The organism is Bradyrhizobium uaiense (genome assembly GCF_010811875.1).
In the GTDB taxonomy this organism is placed as follows: domain Bacteria; phylum Pseudomonadota; class Alphaproteobacteria; order Rhizobiales; family Xanthobacteraceae; genus Bradyrhizobium; species Bradyrhizobium uaiense.
Genome location: NZ_VKHP01000191.1, coordinates 1 through 19,052, shown reverse-complemented (window position 1 = coordinate 19,052; position 19,052 = coordinate 1). Strand labels below are relative to the sequence as shown.

Genomic DNA, 19,052 nt, shown 5'->3' with positions numbered 1-19,052 from the left:
TGGGCGCCGAAAGCCTCGGCGTCGTGGTCGCGATCCTCAATCTGATCTGGGTGCCGATCGTCGCCTTCGCCGACATCGCGATCCCCGACAAGATTTTGACGCTGCCGATCATCGCTTCCTTCGCCGTCTCGCTGGTGCATTTCGTCGCGCTCTACCGGCTGCGCGTGAACATCAAGGCCGGCCAGATGCTAGGCGCCATGATCGCGGCGATGAGCGTGCAGTGGACGGTGTCGCGCGCGGTGGCGCAGGGCCTGATCACCGAACATCTCGCCTTCGCCCGCACCTCCAAGGGCGGCCTGTCGCGGATGTCGATCGAATTCCAGGCGTTCTGGGAAGCTGTGATCGGCGTGCTGCTGCTGATCGGCGCGACCGTGCTGGTCGTGACCAACGGCTACAAGCAGGTGCGCGAGATCTACATCTTCGCCGGCGTCCTGGTGTTGCAGAGCCTGCCATTCCTGGCGGCGGTCGCGATCGCAATCCTGGAGAATTCGCGGATCAACGAGTTCGCGTTCTGGCGCAACAGCGCCATCCGCACCGCGGAACTGATCGGGTTGCGCCCGGTCAGCCTGCCCTCGGTCGCCGCCCCGCAGCAGCCGGTCGGCTCGGAAATCCGCCACGACAGCTGAGCCGACTTCAAGAAACGGCCCTAACCTCACGGGCCGGAACAGCAAATCCGCCGCAACGGTGCACAATTGACCGTCCCTCGGCTATTGACCCGATGGGCCCCGCCCCCTACACAGCGCGGGCTGAAGCATGATCCGGAGCGGTTTCACCGCTCGGTCCGGATCGGATGTTCAGGTGAGTGAGCGCGTAGCTCAGGCGGTAGAGCACGTGACTTTTAATCATGGGGTCGAGGGTTCGAGTCCCTCCGCGCTCACCAAGCAAATTCAATAGCTTAGATGAAAATCTGATCAGCGCCGAAATCCATCGTGTTGGCAAACGCGTTGCGCTGCTCCAGGCGCGCGACCGCGACCCGATACCGGCCGGCCATGACTAGCAGCGCCGCCCGGCTCTCGGGCAGCACCGCCTCTCCGCGTCCTGTCGGCAGATGCGCTCAAGGCGCCGATAGTCGTCGATCTCGGATCCCATGGCGGCGGATCAGACTCCCGCGGGGATTCGCGGTCAAGGTCCAAAAGACCGGCAAGACCTAACTCGGCTCGGCACGAAACCATTTTCCGATTGCACGAAACCGTCCAGAAATAAACCAAGCTTAACGTAACCGCCTCCAGAAGGAGCGATGGCTATGACGGGCTCACTGTGGAATCATAAAGTGCGCATGCTGGTAGTCGCAACTGCGCTGGCCGGGATCGTTGCTGGGCTGGCGATGAGCGCACCGCGCTCCGTCTCAAGTGCCGCGCTCGGCAGCGAATGGCAGTGCAGCAAGGCTGTCTTCGTAACGACGTGTCATCTCACGCCTTGAGAGAAAGCCCGCCGGGCGTGAACCGCCGGGCCCTCAATTTTTAGAACATCATGCCGCTGCCGATCGCTGCCAGCTCGCGAACAGCGCGCGATCATGAGCCTGCAATTCAGGAAGAAACCGCCGCCGGGGGTGAAGACCGGGGGCGTCTTTTTCGTGGAGTTTGTTGCAGATCAAATAGGAGCTTTTGCACTAGCTGTAAGTTGAGGCGCAGTACCGGGGCAGGTCCAAGACCGAGATCGAGCCATGAGCACTGTCCCTTTGGACGTTGAACGAAAGATCGCGCAGCGGTGGGCCGCAAGATTTGCGCGGCCGGAACACTCACCGCCAGGGCACGAGCCCGAACAACCTTGCCGCGCCAGCCTACCGCCCGGACAATCGCCGCCGCGCGATCCTGAGCCGGATCCTCATCATCAGCGCACGCACACGGCTTCGCTCAGGTCCGCGAAGCAGCCCTCGCCCACAAGTACAAGAACGAGACCACCGCGGCGTACCAGCGCGGGCAAGAGCTCGAGAAGCGGCGCGCCCTCATGCGGGACTGGGCAAACTTAATCACGGGGGCGAACGTCCTCGCGTTGCGGGCGCCAAGTAGCGGGGGGCCCTAGCCCCGCGCTCTCGTTGTTGACCCGTTCCCTCAGCCCTGGCTCAGCGGTTGTGGCGGGGCCGGCGACGGTGGCGTGATCGTCGGACGCCAGTCCGATCGGATTTCAAGAATGACCTTGTAGGTGATCCTCGGCAGATCGATGTAATACACCACGTCGTCCCAATCGGCTTCATATCCATAACGGATGCGCTCAAACGCGCGGCTGCACCTGTCGATGGCATTCGGAAGGTCCAACGGGAGATTGTGTATTAGGGCGATACCCAAGATCTTGGGACGCCCCTCTACGTCCCAGAGTTCGATGATGCGGCGTTGCCGCTGGTGACTGATCTGACGGAAAAGCACGTGAAGTTGGTGCGTATTCGCGGGCGCCTTTTCGGTCTCCAGAATAAGAAGGCACTTTAGGAAGAGTTCCGCGGCGAACGCAGACAGCACGAGCGTGGGAAGTGCGATGTTCCCCCTCCAATCGTTATCGCCCGGGCCATTGCTGAGATATTGTTCAGTGCTTAGGAATCGACAAGCGTGCTGAAACACGTGGAAGGCATTTGGCACCTTTTTGTTCGGCTGCTGCTTCATGTCTAGGATGGTGAACCTCGGCGCTGGCAGCGCAAGGCCGGCTAGCGCCGAGGTTGTGGACAACTACCGCCTCCGTCTGCGGTGTGCCGCCAGCCGCTGCCGGTTGCGCTTCCGGTGCGATCGCCGACGGCGCTTCATTTCAGGAGCCGCTCCCGAAGCGCGTGAGCACGATCCGAGATGATCTGCGTGACGCGGTGCATCCCGTCGATGGCCGTCTCCGCGTCAGGCTGCGCCAACAACACGACGAGCAAATCAATCGGCAGAACGATGTCCGTGATGTCCGCCTCGTTCTCGAAACGATCGGGTAGCCGCATTTCAATGATGGTCATTGCTGCGGTCTCCGCTCCTGACCGAGCCTCTTTCGCCGGATCGAGTTCTCGATGTCACGGTCCGTGACGTCGGTGTATTTGCGTCCGCCGGCCGCCAGTACCTTCCGCTTCCACTCGATGTCGGCGGCACGATGGGCTGGGGTCAAAAGCTGCACCCCCAAGGCCTTCCTGTAACAGGCCACCAGCAACATCCAGTGTTCTATCTCATCATCATGATCGGGATGCATCTCCAAGAGTTTTGCCTTGGAGTAGCCTTTCCACGCCTCCGCGCGATCGATAGCGCTGTGCATGTCCATCCGGGCCCGCCAATATGCCGTTCGCGCTTCCGCGGCTTTCCACGCATCCCTGCGCTGCTCGCGCAGCCTGGCATTCTTGGCGGTCTCGGTTTGAGGTTCTTGCGGCCGCCGCTGCACGATCATTTCGGATTCGCTGCCGCTCGTTCCTCCGGAGTGCCGTTCTTGGATCGGCGAGAGCGCCGGGAATAGACGCGGCGGGAGGCGTCATAGGGGAATTTGAGGACGTTGCTTGAGGACGAGTTTATGGGTGGCGTGCTATGCACGCTGTCAGCTTCGATCATGTTGATAAGTGTCCTTCACGGTTGAGGTTAGAGCCGAGGTCGGAAGCGTCACCTTCCACTCGGCTCGCTTTTAGGGTAATGCCTAAAACATGAAGAAGTCAATAAGGGTAATACCTAAAAAACGTCGGGGGCGCCCAGCCACGGGGAAAGATCCCCAAGTGGTTGTCCGGATGCCTTCTGCCTTGATTGAGCAAATCGACGCTTGGGGCACTGACAACGATGCCGTTCGCTCCGAAGCCATCCGCCGGCTGGTCGAGATCGGGCTGGGGACAAGGAAGTGAACAACGCGCTACGGGTTCTATTTTCGATCACCGGCACCGTCCTGGTGATCGCCGGAACGATCTTTGTCATTCACTATCTCGCGCACACCTAGTCGATAACGGTGATCATCGTGGAGAACCATGGTCGCGCCATTGTCCGGCCCGAGCGCGGTCATGATGGCAAACCACGATCGATATGCCTGCGGCGGCGAGGCAAGCGCGGTCTCGGCTGAGTTGACCCTCAACGAGCCCATGGCCGAGGCCGCGCCCTCGTAACGGCGGTGCGGTATGAGTATGTTTCTTGTTTTCGGACATGCCTTCAGCGCGTCCATTGAGCCGAAGATCACGCGTCTTCTGCCCGATCGCGAGGCCTTTAAGAAGGCATTCTCGGCTGGGTTTGAGGAGGCCGCGGCTGCCGGATTCCACGCTGTGGATAAATTGCCGGTCGTGCTCGATGACGCGCTGATCAGAACAACCTTCCAAGTGCTGGAAGATAAGTTCAATCGATCAAACGACACATCGGAGCGGCGTGAGATCGTCGTCGAAATACTAAAGCTGGCGGAGCTGGCAAAGTGATCACCCCAGCCGACCTCGAATTGCGCGCCCTCGTGCCGCCCGAATCTGAAGCGCTCATGGTGGCGGCCGGAAACACTTCGGCTTTAGACGGCTCGGCCACCCATAGACTACCCCACGGCCGGGCCGTCCTTTTTTGCACACCTGCGACGCGCAGTAGGTCGCCGCTGTTCCTTGCCCCAAGGGATTGATAATTTGCGTCCACTCCGCTGGTGCGGAATCAGTCGGGCATGCCTTGGCGCCGCAAGCCCGCTTGCCTGAGTTGGCGAGCCACGGCCAAAGAAGCGGCCAGCGAGACTTGCCCCTTCGCTGGGGACAACGCATCCGCAATTCGGCGCATTTGCACCTGCCCGCTGCGGTGGTAACTGCCCGGCATGCGGTATCTGGATAGAATTTTCGGTGGGGTCGCGCTGTGCGCGCTTGCGGTTGGAGTTTACCATCTCAGGCAGCAGAATATTGCGCTGGGGCAGACTGTGGCCGCCCTGCAAAAATCGATGTCGGTTCCAGCGCCTGTATCCAACGCCTCGCCGATGCTCGCGCGCGATCCCTATCTCGGCCTTTCCAATGTCGTCGCGCCCGACCATGGCTACCAGCCGCAGCTTGTTCGGCGCGTGCGCTTCGTGGCGGAACGCGGCGAGATGCTGCGCGCCGAGCAACTGAGTCCGGCCGATCACCCCGTCATGTGGTCCGAGGGATATCCGCTCAAATCGGGCGACGAGCTCGATGTCATGGATGATCAATTCCACGACATGCGGGCCGGAACCACGTTCGTGAAAGTCCGCCGCGCATGGGATCAGCTTGTCGGATACATGCCGCTGCGAGCGTTCATCACTGAGACGGTCCCGGCTGAGCGGCCGCTCGGCGAAGTGATGGGATCAATCGACGGCCATTCCGTCATGCTCGTTTTCGGGAACAATGGCAATGCGGCTGCGGCTGGTGCGAAAGAGATCGATGGCAAGGCGCTGGCCGACGTCTATAGCGCGCCAATCTCGAAAACTTCAATTCACCCCGTCACCGCAGGCAATCATCTTGTTGCGATGTTGCTCGGACTGGCCGTGGCCGGCGTTGACGAGAGCGTCCGCGGGACCACCGTAGCTGCAGCCCAACGCGTGTTCGATGAATACGTGTTTCCGGCCAAGGTGGAGATCAAACCCGGTGTCGCCGCATGGCCCAATACCTACGATTTCACGCTTGCCTGGGGCGGTAAGCTGAAAGCGCCATGGTTCTCCGGCTATAGCAACGGCACGATCGCAAACTCTGCTGCGATCATGTTTCGCCTGACCGGCGAGGAGCGCTACGCCGAAATCGCGCGTGCTGCGGTCGCGTGGATGAGATTGCCAGCTGACCAAGGCGGCGCCCTTTACCACGACGGTGCCGGGATATTCGTCGCTGAATATCCATCAGATGTTCCAGTGGACCCGAACATCGGGGTGCTGGACGGCGAAATGGTGGCCGCCATCGCAGTCTACAACACAGCGGTGCTACTCGACGACGCGCAGATGATGCGATTTGCCGCGCAGCTCGCCTATAGCCTGGTGAACAAGGCAGACCAGTGCACGAGCGCGGACGGCCGCATCATCAATGCTCGCTACCAGTGGCTGATCACGACCGACGACTATCTGGTTCCGATGAAGCGATGGGCGGCCCAGCTCGGGATCATCACCAAGGACCGCCGGATGCTCGCTCACGCCGAGAACTGGCGCATCTCGGACGTCTACTGGCCTAAATAATCCTTGCCTTTTCTCAGCGCTTGCGGGCAGCGTGAGGCTGACTGGTGCGGCATCCCCTGCCCCAAATGCAACAAACCCGGTGACGACGTGCCGCGGCTTCCGCGCGGGTTTCGGGACATGTTCGACAAGGGCGACCGCTGACAGCGAGCCGCCCATTGGCTCAGACCGTTAGCAGCCCGGTGCTGACGGTACCGGTGCCATTGTTCACGAGGTTGGATGAGGTGTTCGAGACCGAACGGCCGGTGACGAGCGTGCTGGAACAACTTCTGCGGCGGGGCTCGCCGCGGCTTGCTTTGTGGCGCCGCTGGGCGCGCTCGCGCTATCGCTCGAAAGAGCCTAGCCGCCTCCTTCTCACCGACGATGACGCAACACTCGGCAAACAGCGCGGAGAGACGCCGCTGGTATTCTGCACGCGCGGCCGGCGTCAGACCAAGATCGTCAGCAGCGCCCGTGTCAAACCTCCGCGGCCGCGCCGGCGGGCTGCGGTTTCAGGATCAGCGCAACCAGGCCCGCAAGCTTCTTGAAGGCTTCCCGCTTCTCGTCGAGATATGCGTACCGATCATAGACCCCGCGGACGCCGCCGATCACGTGTCCCAAACACCGCTCGGCACGGTCGGCCGGCACGCCGGCGCGGGACATCAGCGAGCGGCCGGTGCGCCGCAGGTCGTGCAAAACCCAATGCGGCATTGGTCCGCGCTCGCTCTCCGCGCGGATTCGTGCCGATCGCCTTGTCGAGCTCGCGCTTGGCCTTGCTGAAACCGGTGAAGCCCTTCGCGCCGCCGGTGGTCGTGAACACGAACCACGAATTGCCCTTGGCGCCTTCGGGCTTGGCACCGACGAGGTCGCGCGCGGCAGCGCTCAACGGGATGATCTGGTCGATGCCGGTCTTGTAGCGGTCAGCCGGGATCGTCCAGTCGTCGCCATCGAGCTCGCTGGAATGCATCAGCGCTGCCTCGTTGCGACGCGTGGTCGTCAGCAGCAGCGATTTGACAAACCGCGGATAGCAGGCCGGCACGTCCTCGACGACGTCCAGCGCCGCCCACACGTCGCGCAGCTCTTCGTCGGACAGCACGCGATCGCGCGCGTTGTTGCCGACGGCCAGGATGCCCTTCACGATGGGGTTGGTGAAATCCTCGTTCCGGGCCTGGAACCAGTTAAACGCCTTCCGCACGCGCACATCGTCGACATGCTGGACGAGATCGAGGACGAGAACGGGCCGGTGATGGCCGACCGGACGCTGGCCTCCGCGAACGGCGCAGCCGGCCCTCACCGAACACGGGCAAATCGCCAATGTCAGGCGCGACCAGGCGCCGGAATGTGCTGGCATACTGATCCGCGCTCTTGAGGTCCTTTTCCTTGTGGCAGTAGCGCTCGACGAACATGTCCAGCAGGCCGGGATGCTTCTGCTCCCGATCCGCCTCCTCGGCGTCAGGATCGAACGCGCCGCCGATCTTCAGCCCCTCGGGGTTGTCGCCATCCTCGAGGCGCCGGGTGCGCTCCGGCCGCGGATCCTCGCGTCGGCCGTTCTTCAGGTCCTTGGCAACCTTGTCCGCCTTGATGATCGCGTCCCGGACCGTCAGCGTCCCGCCCTGCGGGTTCTCGTCCCATCGGCCGAGCGTTTCGAGGTATTTGCGCCCGTCGACCCGGTGGAACAGCACGAAAGATTTGGTCCCGCCGGCGGTGACGCGGACGCCGAACCCGGCCGGGGCCTTCTTGCCCTGCAACGTCGCGCCGCTGAAGAAATGGACCTTGTTGCCTTTCGCCGGCGCTGGCAGTCCGGCCACGGCCTTCTAGCTGATCTGCTGCATCCCGCCCCGTGTGGGCACTGTGTGGGCGCCTCGAAACAGGTGCGAGATTCTGCGACGTTCAATTCGGCGTCAACAGATTTCGCCGAAAGATACTGAAATTATGGGGGATTTTTGCGGCCTCGGCGAAAACCGACTCTCCGCCAAAGACTTAGCCAGAACGCGCCAGTTTGACTTTTAATCATGGGGTCGAGGGTTCGAGTCCCTCCGCGCTCACCAAATTAAATCAATCACTTAAGACAGAAACAGACCCAAGCCAGCCGGAAGTCGGTTCGGATCGCGCACACACCATGCACACTGGGCGTGCTCGGCATGGCCTACTTCGCTGCCGCGATAGTAGCCGATGTGATGAACGCTGGCCGGCAAACCTGAGCCAGGCTGATCCGACTGGCACTGAACTTGCGATTTCGTTCTGTGCTGGGATTGCAGTCCCCAGATTGAAACAGGGCGCCGCCGGGACAAACCATTTCGGGCCCGGCGGCGTACTTTTTCGGGACAGTCAGAACAGCATGCCGCCGCCGACAGATGCCCGGCCGCTGACCAAAATTAACGAACCGGCGGGTTGTAGCGGTCCCAGATCACGGTTCTCGAGACACTCTGCGCCGATCGCGAGATGGCGTCGTCGAACCTGTGATAATGGTCGAACTGCTGCTGCTCGACGCGCAGCTGCGGCTCTTGGGCAGACGGGTAAGGACTATTCGTACCGTTCCAACGATCAGATCCCGACACGACGCAACCTCATCTTGGTTCAGATGCAGGCTGGTTAGCACCGTTGCGCGGGTAGCTCTGTATCGTCGCGGCAACAGCGCCGGCAATCCGCGCAAATATGAGCACACGGATTGTTTCCGTGGTTCTCCGTGCGTGAACAGTGCTCCAGCCTTTGATTTCGGTGCGATGTCAGGAGCCAGCACATGAAATTTGCCGGGGCAGTCGCAGTTTGGCTCGTGCCTTGCGTACTTGCCGCAACTGCCAACGCACAGAGCTGCCTCACGGGCCCCATCAAAACCAAGGACGGCTCCTTGCAGACGTGGACCGTCGTCAATCGCTGCGGCGCACCGGTGACACTGCGCTATTCGCTGACAGGTCCCCTGGGCAAAGAGCCAAGAAGCGCAACCGTCTCTGCCTGCAGCAGACAGCGGATTGTGCAGACCTTCGAGACAGATCAGATCGATTTTCTCAACACGACCTATGGTCCAGGCTGGGAGAAGATTTGCCCGTCATTGGACGATGAGGTTCGTCCCAGGAAACGACCGGAAAAATCGACCAACGAAGCCGATCAGATCCCTTTCCCATCCATCAGCCCGCCGCCCCTGGCCGGTCCCAAGCCGATAGGCCCTGCGGGAGGGAAACCGATTCCCAAAGGATAGCCTGAGAGCTGCGGAATCAATCGGGCGTGCTTCAGCACCGCGACTAGATCAGCGTCAACCGAACTTCACGCCGCTGGGGATGACAAAGTTGCAGCCGTGCCGGTGCTCCATCATCGCAAATGCCGGCACCGCTGCACGGTCACGGATCGACCGTCAGCGGCAGCTCGCCCTGACCGCCTGTCCAGTCGATGATCTCGACCTGAAGCCCGCGCTTCAGCATCTCCGACTCGAGACTGCCGGCGTGGCGTTTCCATTCGGGCGTGGCGCGGACCCGGAATTTCGGATCTTCGCCGTTGGCCTCGAATTCATCGTCGGCCCTGAGCGCGCCGCGGACGGCTTCGTACATCATCTTCAGGCTGGCGTCGGTGAAGGCGCCGTAGTCCATCGGTCGTCTCCTTCAGCTCTGTCAGACGCAAAAAGCCGCCACGTAACTTCCCGTGGCGGCCTTCTGCTAGCGGCCCATCCAGACGGCCAAGAACGAGGTTGCGTGAGTCGGGTTAACGAAGCGTTGTTGGCGCGGCGTCGCCGCTTCGTGGCGCCCGCCCACAAGGAAGGGCCCCGCCGAAGCGAGGCCCTTTTCGTAATGCAGCACCATGTGCTCAGGATTTGGCGCTCAGGACTTGCTAGTCGTCCCAGTCATGACCACGGACCACGAAGCCGCGGTCGCGATAGTAGTCGCGATGATGGTTGTACCAGCCATGGTGCCAGCCACGGTCGTAGTCCCGGTACACGCGCGGACCGTCATAGCGATGGCCGTAGTAGTCGCGGTCGCCGCCGATATAGACGCCCACCCCCTGTGCGCTGGCAATGGTTGGTGCCGCGATCGAGAGTGCCGCAACGGCGGCAAGTGCGTAAGTAAGCTTCGTCATGACATCCTCCTTCCAGTACGGGTGATAACGACTGGCGTCCGCGCATGTTGCAGGAACAAGTTCGGAACTTTCCTGAACACCTGTTCAACATCGTGGCGAGGTCGACACGATCAACGGGTGATGTCGAGGAACTCTCGACAGCGTTACGCTTCCGGGAACATGCAGGCCGCCAACACTCAGATCGTGATGCGGTCGAAGTCGATGGCGACCCGGGTGTTCCGGAAGACGCTCGTCGCCTCCGCCAGAATGTCCTCGTCGGCGTAGCGGCCCGAGATGTGCGTGAGGACGAGTTGCTTGACCCCGCTCGTTGCCGCAAGCGCGGCTGCTTCGCTTACCGTCAAATGTCCGTACTCACGCGCGGTGGCTGCGTCACGCGCGAGGAACGTCGCCTCGATCACCAGCACGTCGGCATCTCCAACGTGTTCGGCGAGCCCCTCGGTGGTTTCGGTATCACCGACAATGACGAGCTTCTTTCGTCCTTCGGCGGGACCAAGCACCTGCTCCGGATCGATGGTGCGGCCGTCGTCCAACCTCACCTGCCGTCCCTCCGCGAGCTCCTTCCGAATGGGCCCATCCGGCACGCGCAGCGCCAGCAGCCGGTTGGAGAGGAGGTGCCGGCGTATCGCGCTCTGGAAGGAGAACGCGAAACTGTCGGTGTCCCGGTGACGGACCGGGAAACAATCGATGGTGAATTCGCCGGCGTCGATGACGCGGCCCTCGGTCAACGGCACCAGATCGAGCGGGATCGGCGCTCTGCCTTCGCCCCACAGCCCTGCCAGCATGCGCACCACGACATCGAGCGTGCCGGGCCCGCCATGAACGGTCATGGCATCCGGACTTTGCCGCAACCTGAGAGTCGAAAACAGCCCGGGAATGCCGAGCACATGATCGAAATGCCCGTGGGTCAGCAACAGGTGGTCAAGCCGCCGAAAGCCGGCGCCACTCCGCAGCAACTGGCGCTGCGTCCCCTCGCCGCAATCGACCAGAATCCGCGTGCCGCCCGCCTCGACGAGGAGGCCCGGGTGATTGCGCTCGGAAGACGGCACGCTTGCCGACGTTCCCAGAAAAGTCAGCGCGAACATCGCAACACCTGTTGTTGTCGCCAGCCGACGGCTCCCTGCCACCGGGATGAAGCATCTGATGGCAGTCTCGCCCTGCGTATTCAAGCGCCTCGATGCTCCTGACGACGACAAGGATAACGGTGGCACTGCCAGCGGGACTCGAACCCGCGTCAACCGGCTGAAAACCGGTTATCCTGACCGCTAGACGATGGCAGCATGTTCGGTTTGAAGGCGCGCGGCAGCTCCGCTCGCTGCCGATTTGGGATGGTGCCCGGAAATGGAATCGAACCACTGACGCGCACGCCTTCAACGTGCCGCTCTACCGCTGAGCTATCCGGGCGAGGTTTGGGAGGTTGCACAAGTTGATGGTGCGGACACCGGGAGTCGAACTCGGGCTGCAAGAGTGGCACTCCCGCCGACGACCGCAATCTCTTGTCCGCGGATTTGGTGGGTAACCCTGGAATCGAACCAGGCAGGCGCACAGGCGCGGGCTTTACAGGCCCGCTCAGTCCCCAGACTTGGCGTTACCCAAAACTCGGCGTTACCCCAAAATATGGCTGCCCCGGCACGACTCGAACGTGCGACCTCCGCCTCCGCACGGCGGCGCTCTCATCCACTGAGCTACGGGGCAACAGCCAGCCGGCGGCAACTCGCCGCCGGCCGTCACTTTTCGAGTTCGACGTCCCAGTACAGATAGTCCGTCCAGGACTCGTGTAGGAAGTTCGGCGGAAACAGACGCTGCGCCGCCACGAGGTCATGCTGCGTCGGCTCGAACGGCTCTCGCAACGGCTTCTGACGAAACCGGTCCTTCCGCATGTTGCAGGGACTGCACGCTGCGACGATGTTGGTCCAGGACGTCTGCCCGCCATCGGCCCGAGGCACAACGTGGTCGAAGGTGAGCTCTCCGCGGAGGTGCTGCACGCCGCAATACTGGCAGCGAAAGCGATCGCGGAGGAAGACGTTGAAGCGCGTGAACGCAACCCGCGTCTGCGGCTTCACGTACGCGCGCAACGCGATCACCGACGGCAACCGCATCACCGTCGACGGGCTGCGGATGACCTGGTCGTATTCCGCGACGACGACGTGCGATCCACGCACCACCGCCCTGACGGCGTCTTCCCAGCCAGACAAGGACAGCGGGAAATAGCACAGCGGCTGGAAGTCGGCATTCAACACCAGCGCCGGATTTGCGGCGAACATCGTCGACCTCCATCAATTTGATTGCGTCATCGTCCTGCGAACGTGTGTGTGTGTGTGGCGCCTCCGACGGGAATCGAACCCGCCAATGCTCGATCGACAGTCGAGTCCCGTCACCAGCTGGGTCCGGAGGCAATTTGGTGCGGCCGCCGAGACTTGAACTCGGATGCACGAGGCGCGCGCCCCTCAAGCGCGTGTGTCTACCGTTTCCACCACGGCCGCAGAGATTTGAGCCTTCGCAACGCTGACTGACTTGCGGCGCGAAGGCCTTCGCATTGGAGGAAAGGTCGTACCGACCCTTCCTTTGCGTTGGTGCACGCTGCTGGAATCGAACCAACTGCCACTCGCTTATCAGGCGAGGCCCTCACCGGTCGGACTAGCGTGCGTTGATGGTACGCGCTGACCGGATCGAACGGCCGACATCCTGTATGTAAGACAGGCGCTCTACCGCTGAGCTAAGCGCGCGAAATTTGGTGCATCCGAATTGGCCGGAGGAGCTACCGCCCGACCGATCGCGTCACGCGCGCGCTGCGCCACACCGGCGAGAGAAATTTCACAAACGGCCGGGGCTGGCCCGGCCAATACAAGAACCTTCGCTGCCTGAAACCACCGCTTGCCGCTCCACTGAAGGAGACCGGTACCGGTCAGCGGATCGCCCTATGTCCTCGCGGGGGCGATCATCCCGTATCGAAATTGCTTCACGCAATCGAACGCTCGCCGCGTCGATGCGGCTGGGTTCGGTTGAGGTAATCGAGGTAGATCTTGCGGGCCTGGGCCTCGGTGACCTTGCGGCGCGCCACGACGATACGCACGAAGGCGCGCGCGACCGGCGAGGAGAAGATCCTCTGCTCGGCACGGTTCTCGAGGCCTGTGGTAATCTTGGTGCGGGCCATCTGCCCTCTCCGCCTGATTTGGCGGAGGGTGAAATTCCCGCCGCCGGTTACGCTCTTGCTGGTATCGCTAGCCCTGAACCGGGCAGATAATTCAGACCATCCTTCGTCACGGACATGCACGACCAATCGCTCGACCGGGTAAACGGACGTTCGATGGCGGCGAGCGCGACGATGTGCGAGCGTAGGCGCAACACGGTTTCGGTCCTCAGAGCGCGGGCAATTCAATTGCCGGCGGATTCGATGGGGCAGCGGTATGCGCAGAAGTCAGCGAATCCGTCAAGGCCCCCTGCTCCGCACGATCACCGGGCGGAGCCTCCATTCCGGGGCGCCACCGGCGGTTGGGTGCGGCAGCTAACTCCCTCAGGACACGAGCGATTTGATCGGGGTGTCGCGCGTAACCTCCACTGCGGCATCATGACCGGAAAAAAATCGCCCGGCGCTTCCGCACTCGCGCGAAAATCGATGACTGAACGCATCGGATGGCGCGTTTGCCGCGACGGAGTCTGTGTCCGCTGGATCGCGCCGTTGCCCCCTCGATCAGTCACAGCCTCAAGCATCGGAACAGTTGCGCGAGCGCGGTGTTGGCGGATTGGGCGCGGCGCTCGATAAGCTCGGCTGCGTTGGCGTAGTTGCGTGCCAGGATATTCAGCGCGCGGCGGGCGTCAGGGAGTGCGGATTGCTCCGCCATCTCCAGGCATTGGTGCTCGAAGTATCTGAGCTCCTCGAGTTCGGTCATTGCGAATCGTCCGATCGGGTTCTGCATTTTCGATCTCAGTGCGCGCGCGACCTAGTGAAAGTTTGGCAAGTTTGTTGCCGGCCCCTGACGATCTGGTCGGAGTGTTTCTGGACGCATGATTTGACAATCACTGCTCCGTGACGGGGATCGGCGCGTGCTGTGCGGATCGACAGGCGCGTCCAGCCGTTTTGGAATGCGGAGGTCTTGCTTCGGCGGTCACGACGTCTTGACCGGAGTGCGGGCGAACCGTTCGCGCTGCTGCTCCAGTTCGCAGCAGTGAGGCCAAGATGGTCCCGACTATGCCCACGCCAGACCTGCAGCGACGGCAGCATCATCGTCATCGGTCGTGGTGAGCCGCCTGCGGCGCATGCTGTCCTTTGGGCGGCGATGACGAACGCCAAGCCGGTACGGCGCCGCCGGCACGTGTCGCAACATGCCGCGCGCGAAATCGACGGCCTGCCGGACGACGGCCACGACCGTCGCCACGCGCGTGAACAAGCCGACCAGGAAGATCATCGAGAAGATATCGATGTAGGCCAGCATGTCGCCAACCAGCATCAATTCGGGAGGAAGCGGAATCCGGTGCAGATAGGCGGCGATCAGGATGACGAGCGGGATCAGCGCAATCAGCTTCCGGAGTGTCAGCCGGTCGAGCAAGGCGGCGAGCTCAACGACCAGGACCTGCCAGAGCCAGTCGCCAAGCGCAGCCGGCTTGTCGATCGTCCAGGTCTGCCACAATGGCTGCCACAGCTGCTGCCAGATCCGTTTCCACATCGCGGCGTCTGCCTGGTCGTCCATGCTCGGGGGGCAATAACGGCGGCTACGGCTTCGACGACGCCCCGCTGCCGTCGCCGTCGACCGCGGCGCCCTGGGCATCCGCAGAATCGGCCGACGGAAAGATGCGTTCGTAGTTCGCGCGGGCCTCGCGGATCAGACGCGCACGCTCCCGCTCGGATTTCGAAATGAACCTGATGATCTCGCCCATATCCTCTCCAACGCAGGGGGCCAATTATCCAACCACAGGCAATGCAACCATCGTGCCTGATGGGCGCACGGCCGATATTCTTGCTCCGCTCACCGGACCGCCCGCGGCGGCACGCGCTGCTGACTGAACGCCACGCGCGGATTGACGCCGCAATAGGCATTGCGGCCCGACGCCGACGCCTGGCACTGCTCATAGGTCTGGTAGCCGCAATAGCCGGGATATCCCTCCTGCCTACCCTGAATGCACCAGGGGTAGTCGTAGGGATCAGCCCCAGCCGGCTGTGCGGAACCGACAATCCAGCTGGTGCCGAGCGCCGCGAATGCCAGAATTGCCCAATTCGACCTGCGCATGATCCTGCTTCCTTTTCGATCGGCGCCCAGCCGTTGATGTAGGTACGCAGGCGAGATCTGCGAGGTTTCCAGCCACCGTCTCAAGAAGCTGTGAGATTTGCTGAACGCTCGTTCACGGCATGGACAAGGCCGGCTGACCGGCGTCGACCACAGGGTCCGCCGCCGCTCTGCCCGGGGACACCGAGGGCATGTGGTTAACCGGCACCTAATCAGACGCGCGCGGTTGAAATCTGCAATTTAAGCGCGCTGCAAGACGCCTCCCCTAGTCTCCGGCGCAGCTCACCGCAACGGACGACGACACCCGGACAGGTTCGTCGCAAGGGGGGATAATCATGCGCAGCGCGCTCATTGCTTCAATGATCCTGTCACTTGCGGTCGGACAGGCGGTTGCGGGACCACGCACGTCGGGATCATCAGATGCGTCCGCTTCGGCACCGACCGGTGTCGAGACCTATCGCGGCTACGTTTTCGATCTCTCCGAAAACGCCGACCGCAAGGACGTCACCACCATTGCCGACATGGTCCGCCGTCAGCTCGACGTCGTGGAAACCGCAGGTTTCAGCCCGAAGGTGTTGCAGTTCCTCCATCGGGTGCCGATCGTCGCGAGCGAGATGGCGTGTCTCGACGAAGGTGCAGCGGCGGCCTGCTATGGCCTGGCGCCGCCGGAATGGGACCGCGCCACGACCCACGACATCACCATCTGGGATCACGACAAGCAGCAGTGGACCAATTCGGACCCGCTCGCGCTGGCCCTCGATTCCGGCATCGGCATCATCAGGTTGCGTCCGAACATGATGCGCTACGCGAAGGACCCGGTGCTGCTGCACGAATTCCTTCACGCCTATCATGCGCGGCTGCTGCCGAGCGGCTATGAGAACAAGGCAATCAAGGGCTTCCTCAGCCAGGCCAAGTCAAAGGAGCTGTTCGCCAAGGAAGCCTACGCGTTGAAGAACCAGCAGGAGTTCTTCGCGGTGACAGCGAGCATCTTCCTTGCCGGCAAGGATTCCGAGCACGAACCCTACACGCGCGCCACGCTCAAGGAAAAGATGCCGGACTACTACAAGTATCTTGTCGGCCTGTTCGGCACCGATCCCGAGGAAACCAGCGTCACGCCGGTCGCATCGGCCAACTGAGTCAGGATCCCACAAAAAAACGAGGCCCGGTGTGCCTAGGAGCCCGGGCCTCGTTTCTGATGTCCCCCGCCTCAGTGGCGGATCAGGTGTCGTGGTTACGCGAGCTTGTCCGCGCGATCCATCCCGGATGATTACGGGGGTCAGGTGGAAGCAGGTCTCACTTGCTGTAGCTATAGAAGCCCTGCCCGGTCTTGCGGCCGAGATGGCCGGCATCAACCATCTCCTTCAGCAGCGGCGCCGGCCGGTATTTGGGATCGTTGAAGCCGGTGTAAAACACCTCCATCACCGACAGCATGGTGTCGAGCCCGATCAGGTCGGCGAGCGCGAGCGGGCCGATCGGATGGTTGCAGCCGAGCTTCATGCCGGCATCGATCTCCTCCGCGGTCGCAATGCCCTCCTGCAGCGCAAAGATCGCCTCGTTGATCATCGGGCACAGGATGCGGTTCACGGCGAAGCCCGGGCTGTTCTTCGCCGTGATCGCGACCTTGCCGACGCGCTTGGCGAAGGCTTCGGCCTTGGCGACCGTGTCGTCCGAGGTCCGCAAGCCGCGGATCAATTCGAGCAGCGCCATCACCGGCACCGGATTGAAGAAGTGCATTCCGATGAAGCGGTCGGGACGATCGGTCGAGGCCGCAAGGCGGGTGATCGAGATCGACGAGGTGTTGGTCGCGACCAGCGCGCTCGGCTTCAGCCCGGCGCAGAGATCCCTGAGGATCTTGATCTTCAGTTCCTCGTTCTCGGTCGCCGCTTCGATCACGAGATCGCAGGCGGCGAGCTTGGACTTGTCGGTGGTGGCATCGATGCGCGCGAGCGTCGCGTCGCGATCGGCCGCGGTCATCTTCTCCTTGGAGACCAGGCGATCGAGACTGGTCCCGACCGTCTTCAGGCCGCGTTGCACCGCCGCGTCGGAGATATCCACCATGGAGACAGCGAGCCCCGCTGCCGCGCAGATCTGCGCGATGCCGTTGCCCATGGTCCCGGCGCCGATAATGCCAACCGTCTCAATCATTGCATTGTCCCTCGCGGCTAGCGCGGCCGCATTGGCCGCGTCCTCAAAACGGCGGACCGTGGGGTCCGCGGATGGCGCAGGAATAGCAGTCCGGCCGGATGGCCGATACAGGAGACGACGGTACCCTGGTGAGGTTTATTCGGGGCGCGGGGGCAGCGGCCGCCGTGGCGGAACGGCGGTGCGCGACGGCAAATCGGTACGCGGGGGATCGGCCATCCGCGATGGCTCGAACACGCGATTGAGCCGCACGATCCACCAGGCCATTCGCCCGTAGCTGCGGCGCAGTGCCGATCCGAATCCTTCGTCGATGTCCTGGTCACGATCCATACCCCTATCGTTAACGTGCATCCTTGAAGGAACGGTGAGTGCCATCACGTGCTGCGGCGGTAATCGTTAGGGACTTGGCAACTATTTCGCGCAAGCCTTGGCGAGTTGACGGCGCGGACGCCTGTAATCGCCCGGATTGCCTACGCAAGGCCCCGGCCGCAGCATCGCTTTACTCGCATTTAATTGATCGAATTTTCCGCGGAGCGCCGCGACACAAGGAAATTAGACGACGAGGGCTACGCCCATGCTTGCTGAAAAATTCTTTTTGCTGCTCGAGACATTGCTCAACGGCCAGACCCATTCAGACGGAAGCCCGCGTGTGGTGAGCACCTCGCCCCACATCCCGGTCGAGCTGCCGCGCAAAGTCCAGCCGAAGCTCGGCCTTCCCCGCTAGGCTGCTTGCGGGCAGCGGCTCAATCGCCGCGGCCTTGCGGCGGCTCGCGACGTTTGCTGCGCTAGCTGGCAGCGTCGTCCCGTTCGCCCGTGATCCAGCTCATAGTTGGTTCAAGTCGGACCACGCTACACCACTCCTGCAACGAGGTGGTGCAGCCGTGGACTGCAAGAGCGACAGCAAGATTGATTTAGCCGGCATCGCCGTCGCCATCTGCGTCGCCGCATACACAGCAATCATGCTTGCCTATCTCGCCCAGGACGATCTCGGCCTGACCGCCACGCAAACGCGTGAGCTCGCAGTGATGGCTGCACTGTTCCTCGCATTGCCGATCGTGCTGGATTTCCTGCGCACGGGACCCGGCGACGCTCGCTGATTCCGCCAGCGGCGCACCTGCCGCATCCGATCTCCCCCGCCGCAAACGCGCCTGCGCAACATAGCGCTAGGTGAAGCGACGCGAATCAGCGTTACTTTGCAACTGACCACTAGGCGGGATTTGGCTGCATGACCCAGCCAGACGGTTTGGACCAGAATATTCGCGAACTGCAGGAGTGGCTGCGCAGAGCCTGGCAGCAACTTGCGGACCCCTCGCTCACCGCCTTCTCCCGCCGCGAACTACGCAACCAGATGAAGCAATGCAACGCGGATTTGCACGTGCAGCTGCAAGCCATGTCCAAACGACTTAGTCAGCCCTTGCCGGCGGGCAGAGCATTCGTCAGGCCGGAGCTCCGGATCCTCGTCTAGGTGGTGTGGACACTAGCGCATCCATAGAACAATGGCAGCGAGAGTGACGACGGCCCGGTAATTCCGGGCCGTTTTTTCGAAGCGGGTTGCGACACGTCGGAACTGCTTGAGCTTTGAGAAGC

The 19,052-nt window shown here is 62.3% G+C and carries 25 protein-coding genes, 10 tRNA genes and 2 pseudogenes; 9 read left to right on the top strand and 28 right to left on the bottom strand.

From position 1 onward, the window contains the following. Both FNJ47_RS33820 and FNJ47_RS33815 read left to right on the top strand, forming a co-directional pair. Positions 1-626 (top strand): annotated as a pseudogene (locus FNJ47_RS33820) (glycosyl transferase family 2); the annotation flags it as partial. 178 nt (positions 627-804) lie between these two features. Further along, positions 805-880, top strand: a tRNA-Lys gene (locus FNJ47_RS33815). Positions 881-895: 15 nt separating this feature from the next. On the opposite strand, the gene FNJ47_RS53345 is transcribed toward FNJ47_RS33815, so the two are convergent. From FNJ47_RS53345 to FNJ47_RS33800, 4 genes are all read right to left on the bottom strand, one after another. After that, complete coding sequence (locus FNJ47_RS53345) at positions 896-1,024, bottom strand: hypothetical protein (protein WP_283811330.1); 129 nt, start codon at positions 1,022-1,024, stop codon at positions 896-898. Between the two features lie 1,027 nt (positions 1,025-2,051). Next, positions 2,052-2,657, bottom strand: a complete 606-nt coding sequence (locus tag FNJ47_RS33810; RefSeq protein WP_163160245.1) for a hypothetical protein — start codon at positions 2,655-2,657, stop codon at positions 2,052-2,054. Positions 2,658-2,728: 71 nt separating this feature from the next. After that, the gene (locus FNJ47_RS33805; RefSeq protein WP_163160244.1) at positions 2,729-2,923 is read right to left on the bottom strand and encodes a hypothetical protein; all 195 of its coding nucleotides are present in this window, start codon (positions 2,921-2,923) and stop codon (positions 2,729-2,731) included. Beyond that, a complete protein-coding gene (locus tag FNJ47_RS33800; RefSeq protein WP_163160243.1) occupies positions 2,920-3,342 on the bottom strand; it encodes a hypothetical protein in 423 nt (140 codons plus the stop codon). Before FNJ47_RS33800 ends, FNJ47_RS33805 begins: the two co-directional genes overlap by 4 nt. Positions 3,343-4,048: 706 nt before the next feature. Here FNJ47_RS33800 and FNJ47_RS33795 point away from each other — a divergent pair. Together FNJ47_RS33795 and FNJ47_RS33790 are read left to right on the top strand one after the other, a co-directional pair. After that, positions 4,049-4,336, top strand: coding sequence for a hypothetical protein (locus FNJ47_RS33795; protein WP_163160242.1), 288 nt, complete (start codon positions 4,049-4,051; stop codon positions 4,334-4,336). Between the two features lie 371 nt (positions 4,337-4,707). Then, complete coding sequence (locus FNJ47_RS33790) at positions 4,708-6,063, top strand: D-glucuronyl C5-epimerase family protein (RefSeq protein ID WP_163160241.1); 1,356 nt, start codon at positions 4,708-4,710, stop codon at positions 6,061-6,063. Positions 6,064-6,516: 453 nt separating this feature from the next. Here FNJ47_RS33790 and FNJ47_RS33785 read toward each other — a convergent pair whose 3' ends face one another. From FNJ47_RS33785 to FNJ47_RS33775, 3 genes are read right to left on the bottom strand one after another with little or no spacing between them, the layout of a single operon-like run. Further along, on the bottom strand, positions 6,517-6,660 hold the full coding sequence (locus FNJ47_RS33785; RefSeq protein ID WP_163160240.1) for a hypothetical protein: 144 nt from the start codon (positions 6,658-6,660) through the stop codon (positions 6,517-6,519). Further along, positions 6,623-7,234 (bottom strand): site-specific integrase, encoded by a 612-nt coding sequence (locus FNJ47_RS33780; protein WP_163160239.1) that lies wholly within the window; start codon positions 7,232-7,234, stop codon positions 6,623-6,625. The genes FNJ47_RS33785 and FNJ47_RS33780 overlap by 38 nt, the downstream gene beginning before the upstream one ends. After that, positions 7,218-7,847, bottom strand: a complete 630-nt coding sequence (locus tag FNJ47_RS33775) for an Arm DNA-binding domain-containing protein (RefSeq protein WP_163160238.1) — start codon at positions 7,845-7,847, stop codon at positions 7,218-7,220. The genes FNJ47_RS33780 and FNJ47_RS33775 overlap by 17 nt, the downstream gene beginning before the upstream one ends. Before the next feature lie 932 nt (positions 7,848-8,779). On the opposite strand from FNJ47_RS33775, the gene FNJ47_RS33770 reads away from it, so the two are divergent. Then, positions 8,780-9,235 carry a hypothetical protein gene (locus tag FNJ47_RS33770; protein ID WP_163160237.1) on the top strand — a complete coding sequence of 152 codons (456 nt, stop codon included), beginning with the start codon at positions 8,780-8,782 and terminating at the stop codon, positions 9,233-9,235. Positions 9,236-9,374: 139 nt separating this feature from the next. On the opposite strand, the gene FNJ47_RS33765 is transcribed toward FNJ47_RS33770, so the two are convergent. The 18 genes from FNJ47_RS33765 to FNJ47_RS33685 all read right to left on the bottom strand — a co-directional run bounded on the left by FNJ47_RS33765 (position 9,375) and on the right by FNJ47_RS33685 (position 15,326). Further along, complete coding sequence (locus tag FNJ47_RS33765; protein WP_163160236.1) at positions 9,375-9,620, bottom strand: hypothetical protein; 246 nt, start codon at positions 9,618-9,620, stop codon at positions 9,375-9,377. 238 nt (positions 9,621-9,858) lie between these two features. Beyond that, positions 9,859-10,104 (bottom strand): hypothetical protein, encoded by a 246-nt coding sequence (locus tag FNJ47_RS33760; RefSeq protein WP_163160226.1) that lies wholly within the window; start codon positions 10,102-10,104, stop codon positions 9,859-9,861. A 176-nt stretch (positions 10,105-10,280) separates the two neighbouring features. Continuing rightward, on the bottom strand, positions 10,281-11,186 hold the full coding sequence (locus FNJ47_RS33755) for a ribonuclease Z (RefSeq protein ID WP_163160235.1): 906 nt from the start codon (positions 11,184-11,186) through the stop codon (positions 10,281-10,283). Between the two features lie 120 nt (positions 11,187-11,306). Beyond that, positions 11,307-11,381, bottom strand: a tRNA-Glu gene (locus tag FNJ47_RS33750). Positions 11,382-11,430: 49 nt separating this feature from the next. Further along, a tRNA-Phe gene (locus tag FNJ47_RS33745) sits at positions 11,431-11,505 on the bottom strand. 26 nt (positions 11,506-11,531) lie between these two features. Then, a tRNA-Gly gene (locus FNJ47_RS33740) sits at positions 11,532-11,605 on the bottom strand. Positions 11,606-11,610: 5 nt separating this feature from the next. Beyond that, a tRNA-Tyr gene (locus tag FNJ47_RS33735) sits at positions 11,611-11,695 on the bottom strand. Between the two features lie 24 nt (positions 11,696-11,719). Then, positions 11,720-11,796 (bottom strand) — tRNA-Arg (locus FNJ47_RS33730). Between the two features lie 32 nt (positions 11,797-11,828). Next, positions 11,829-12,365 (bottom strand): HNH endonuclease, encoded by a 537-nt coding sequence (locus FNJ47_RS33725; protein WP_163160234.1) that lies wholly within the window; start codon positions 12,363-12,365, stop codon positions 11,829-11,831. A 55-nt stretch (positions 12,366-12,420) separates the two neighbouring features. Next, positions 12,421-12,496 (bottom strand) — tRNA-Asp (locus FNJ47_RS33720). A gap of 4 nt (positions 12,497-12,500) precedes the next feature. Then, positions 12,501-12,584 (bottom strand) — tRNA-Leu (locus tag FNJ47_RS33715). 88 nt (positions 12,585-12,672) lie between these two features. Then, a tRNA-Ile gene (locus FNJ47_RS33710) sits at positions 12,673-12,747 on the bottom strand. A gap of 5 nt (positions 12,748-12,752) precedes the next feature. Then, positions 12,753-12,827, bottom strand: a tRNA-Val gene (locus FNJ47_RS33705). 233 nt (positions 12,828-13,060) lie between these two features. After that, on the bottom strand, positions 13,061-13,255 hold the full coding sequence (locus FNJ47_RS33700) for a hypothetical protein (RefSeq protein WP_163160233.1): 195 nt from the start codon (positions 13,253-13,255) through the stop codon (positions 13,061-13,063). A gap of 541 nt (positions 13,256-13,796) precedes the next feature. Further along, positions 13,797-13,991, bottom strand: a complete 195-nt coding sequence (locus tag FNJ47_RS33695; RefSeq protein ID WP_163160232.1) for a hypothetical protein — start codon at positions 13,989-13,991, stop codon at positions 13,797-13,799. Between the two features lie 297 nt (positions 13,992-14,288). After that, positions 14,289-14,789 (bottom strand): hypothetical protein, encoded by a 501-nt coding sequence (locus FNJ47_RS33690; RefSeq protein WP_236000245.1) that lies wholly within the window; start codon positions 14,787-14,789, stop codon positions 14,289-14,291. Positions 14,790-14,811: 22 nt separating this feature from the next. Beyond that, positions 14,812-14,976: a hypothetical protein gene (locus FNJ47_RS49980; protein ID WP_165445986.1), complete on the bottom strand. Its 165-nt coding sequence runs from the start codon at positions 14,974-14,976 to the stop codon at positions 14,812-14,814. An 89-nt stretch (positions 14,977-15,065) separates the two neighbouring features. Continuing rightward, positions 15,066-15,326, bottom strand: a complete 261-nt coding sequence (locus tag FNJ47_RS33685; protein ID WP_163160231.1) for a DUF3551 domain-containing protein — start codon at positions 15,324-15,326, stop codon at positions 15,066-15,068. Between the two features lie 332 nt (positions 15,327-15,658). Between FNJ47_RS33685 and FNJ47_RS33680 the strand changes: the two genes are divergently transcribed. Further along, on the top strand, positions 15,659-16,459 hold the full coding sequence (locus FNJ47_RS33680) for a hypothetical protein (protein ID WP_430649438.1): 801 nt from the start codon (positions 15,659-15,661) through the stop codon (positions 16,457-16,459). 157 nt (positions 16,460-16,616) lie between these two features. On the opposite strand, the gene FNJ47_RS33675 is transcribed toward FNJ47_RS33680, so the two are convergent. Together FNJ47_RS33675 and FNJ47_RS33670 are read right to left on the bottom strand one after the other, a co-directional pair. After that, positions 16,617-17,468: a 3-hydroxybutyryl-CoA dehydrogenase gene (locus FNJ47_RS33675; RefSeq protein WP_163160230.1), complete on the bottom strand. Its 852-nt coding sequence runs from the start codon at positions 17,466-17,468 to the stop codon at positions 16,617-16,619. 135 nt (positions 17,469-17,603) lie between these two features. Then, positions 17,604-17,795 (bottom strand): hypothetical protein, encoded by a 192-nt coding sequence (locus tag FNJ47_RS33670; protein ID WP_163160229.1) that lies wholly within the window; start codon positions 17,793-17,795, stop codon positions 17,604-17,606. 244 nt (positions 17,796-18,039) lie between these two features. Here FNJ47_RS33670 and FNJ47_RS49975 point away from each other — a divergent pair, with 244 nt between their 5' ends. From FNJ47_RS49975 to FNJ47_RS33660, 3 genes are all read left to right on the top strand, one after another. Next, the gene (locus FNJ47_RS49975) at positions 18,040-18,189 is read left to right on the top strand and encodes a hypothetical protein (protein WP_165445985.1); all 150 of its coding nucleotides are present in this window, start codon (positions 18,040-18,042) and stop codon (positions 18,187-18,189) included. 157 nt (positions 18,190-18,346) lie between these two features. After that, positions 18,347-18,562, top strand: coding sequence for a hypothetical protein (locus FNJ47_RS33665; protein WP_163160228.1), 216 nt, complete (start codon positions 18,347-18,349; stop codon positions 18,560-18,562). Between the two features lie 128 nt (positions 18,563-18,690). Next, the gene (locus tag FNJ47_RS33660; protein ID WP_163160227.1) at positions 18,691-18,930 is read left to right on the top strand and encodes a hypothetical protein; all 240 of its coding nucleotides are present in this window, start codon (positions 18,691-18,693) and stop codon (positions 18,928-18,930) included. A 12-nt stretch (positions 18,931-18,942) separates the two neighbouring features. Here the strand turns inward: FNJ47_RS33660 and FNJ47_RS33655 are convergent. Continuing rightward, positions 18,943-19,052, bottom strand: a pseudogene (locus FNJ47_RS33655) (IS5/IS1182 family transposase); the annotation flags it as partial.

Bases quoted from the DNA above. Each gene is read 5' to 3' on its own strand.
- FNJ47_RS33700 (WP_163160233.1), bottom strand. From the start codon at position 13,255: ATGGCCCGCACCAAGATTACCACAGGCCTCGAGAACCGTGCCGAGCAG.
- FNJ47_RS33795 (WP_163160242.1), top strand. From the start codon at position 4,049: ATGAGTATGTTTCTTGTTTTCGGACATGCCTTCAGCGCGTCCATTGAG.
- FNJ47_RS33680 (WP_430649438.1), top strand. From the start codon at position 15,659: ATGCGCAGCGCGCTCATTGCTTCAATGATCCTGTCACTTGCGGTCGGA.
- FNJ47_RS33805 (WP_163160244.1), bottom strand. From the start codon at position 2,923: ATGACCATCATTGAAATGCGGCTACCCGATCGTTTCGAGAACGAGGCG.
- FNJ47_RS33770 (WP_163160237.1), top strand. From the start codon at position 8,780: ATGAAATTTGCCGGGGCAGTCGCAGTTTGGCTCGTGCCTTGCGTACTT.
- FNJ47_RS33660 (WP_163160227.1), top strand. From the start codon at position 18,691: ATGACCCAGCCAGACGGTTTGGACCAGAATATTCGCGAACTGCAGGAG.
- FNJ47_RS33695 (WP_163160232.1), bottom strand. From the start codon at position 13,991: ATGACCGAACTCGAGGAGCTCAGATACTTCGAGCACCAATGCCTGGAG.
- FNJ47_RS33790 (WP_163160241.1), top strand. From the start codon at position 4,708: ATGCGGTATCTGGATAGAATTTTCGGTGGGGTCGCGCTGTGCGCGCTT.
- FNJ47_RS33800 (WP_163160243.1), bottom strand. From the start codon at position 3,342: ATGATCGTGCAGCGGCGGCCGCAAGAACCTCAAACCGAGACCGCCAAG.
- FNJ47_RS33685 (WP_163160231.1), bottom strand. From the start codon at position 15,326: ATGCGCAGGTCGAATTGGGCAATTCTGGCATTCGCGGCGCTCGGCACC.
- FNJ47_RS49980 (WP_165445986.1), bottom strand. From the start codon at position 14,976: ATGGGCGAGATCATCAGGTTCATTTCGAAATCCGAGCGGGAGCGTGCG.
- FNJ47_RS33760 (WP_163160226.1), bottom strand. From the start codon at position 10,104: ATGACGAAGCTTACTTACGCACTTGCCGCCGTTGCGGCACTCTCGATC.
- FNJ47_RS33670 (WP_163160229.1), bottom strand. From the start codon at position 17,795: ATGGATCGTGACCAGGACATCGACGAAGGATTCGGATCGGCACTGCGC.
- FNJ47_RS49975 (WP_165445985.1), top strand. From the start codon at position 18,040: ATGCTTGCTGAAAAATTCTTTTTGCTGCTCGAGACATTGCTCAACGGC.
- FNJ47_RS33725 (WP_163160234.1), bottom strand. From the start codon at position 12,365: ATGTTCGCCGCAAATCCGGCGCTGGTGTTGAATGCCGACTTCCAGCCG.
- FNJ47_RS33755 (WP_163160235.1), bottom strand. From the start codon at position 11,186: ATGTTCGCGCTGACTTTTCTGGGAACGTCGGCAAGCGTGCCGTCTTCC.
- FNJ47_RS33765 (WP_163160236.1), bottom strand. From the start codon at position 9,620: ATGGACTACGGCGCCTTCACCGACGCCAGCCTGAAGATGATGTACGAA.
- FNJ47_RS33675 (WP_163160230.1), bottom strand. From the start codon at position 17,468: ATGATTGAGACGGTTGGCATTATCGGCGCCGGGACCATGGGCAACGGC.
- FNJ47_RS33690 (WP_236000245.1), bottom strand. From the start codon at position 14,789: ATGGACGACCAGGCAGACGCCGCGATGTGGAAACGGATCTGGCAGCAG.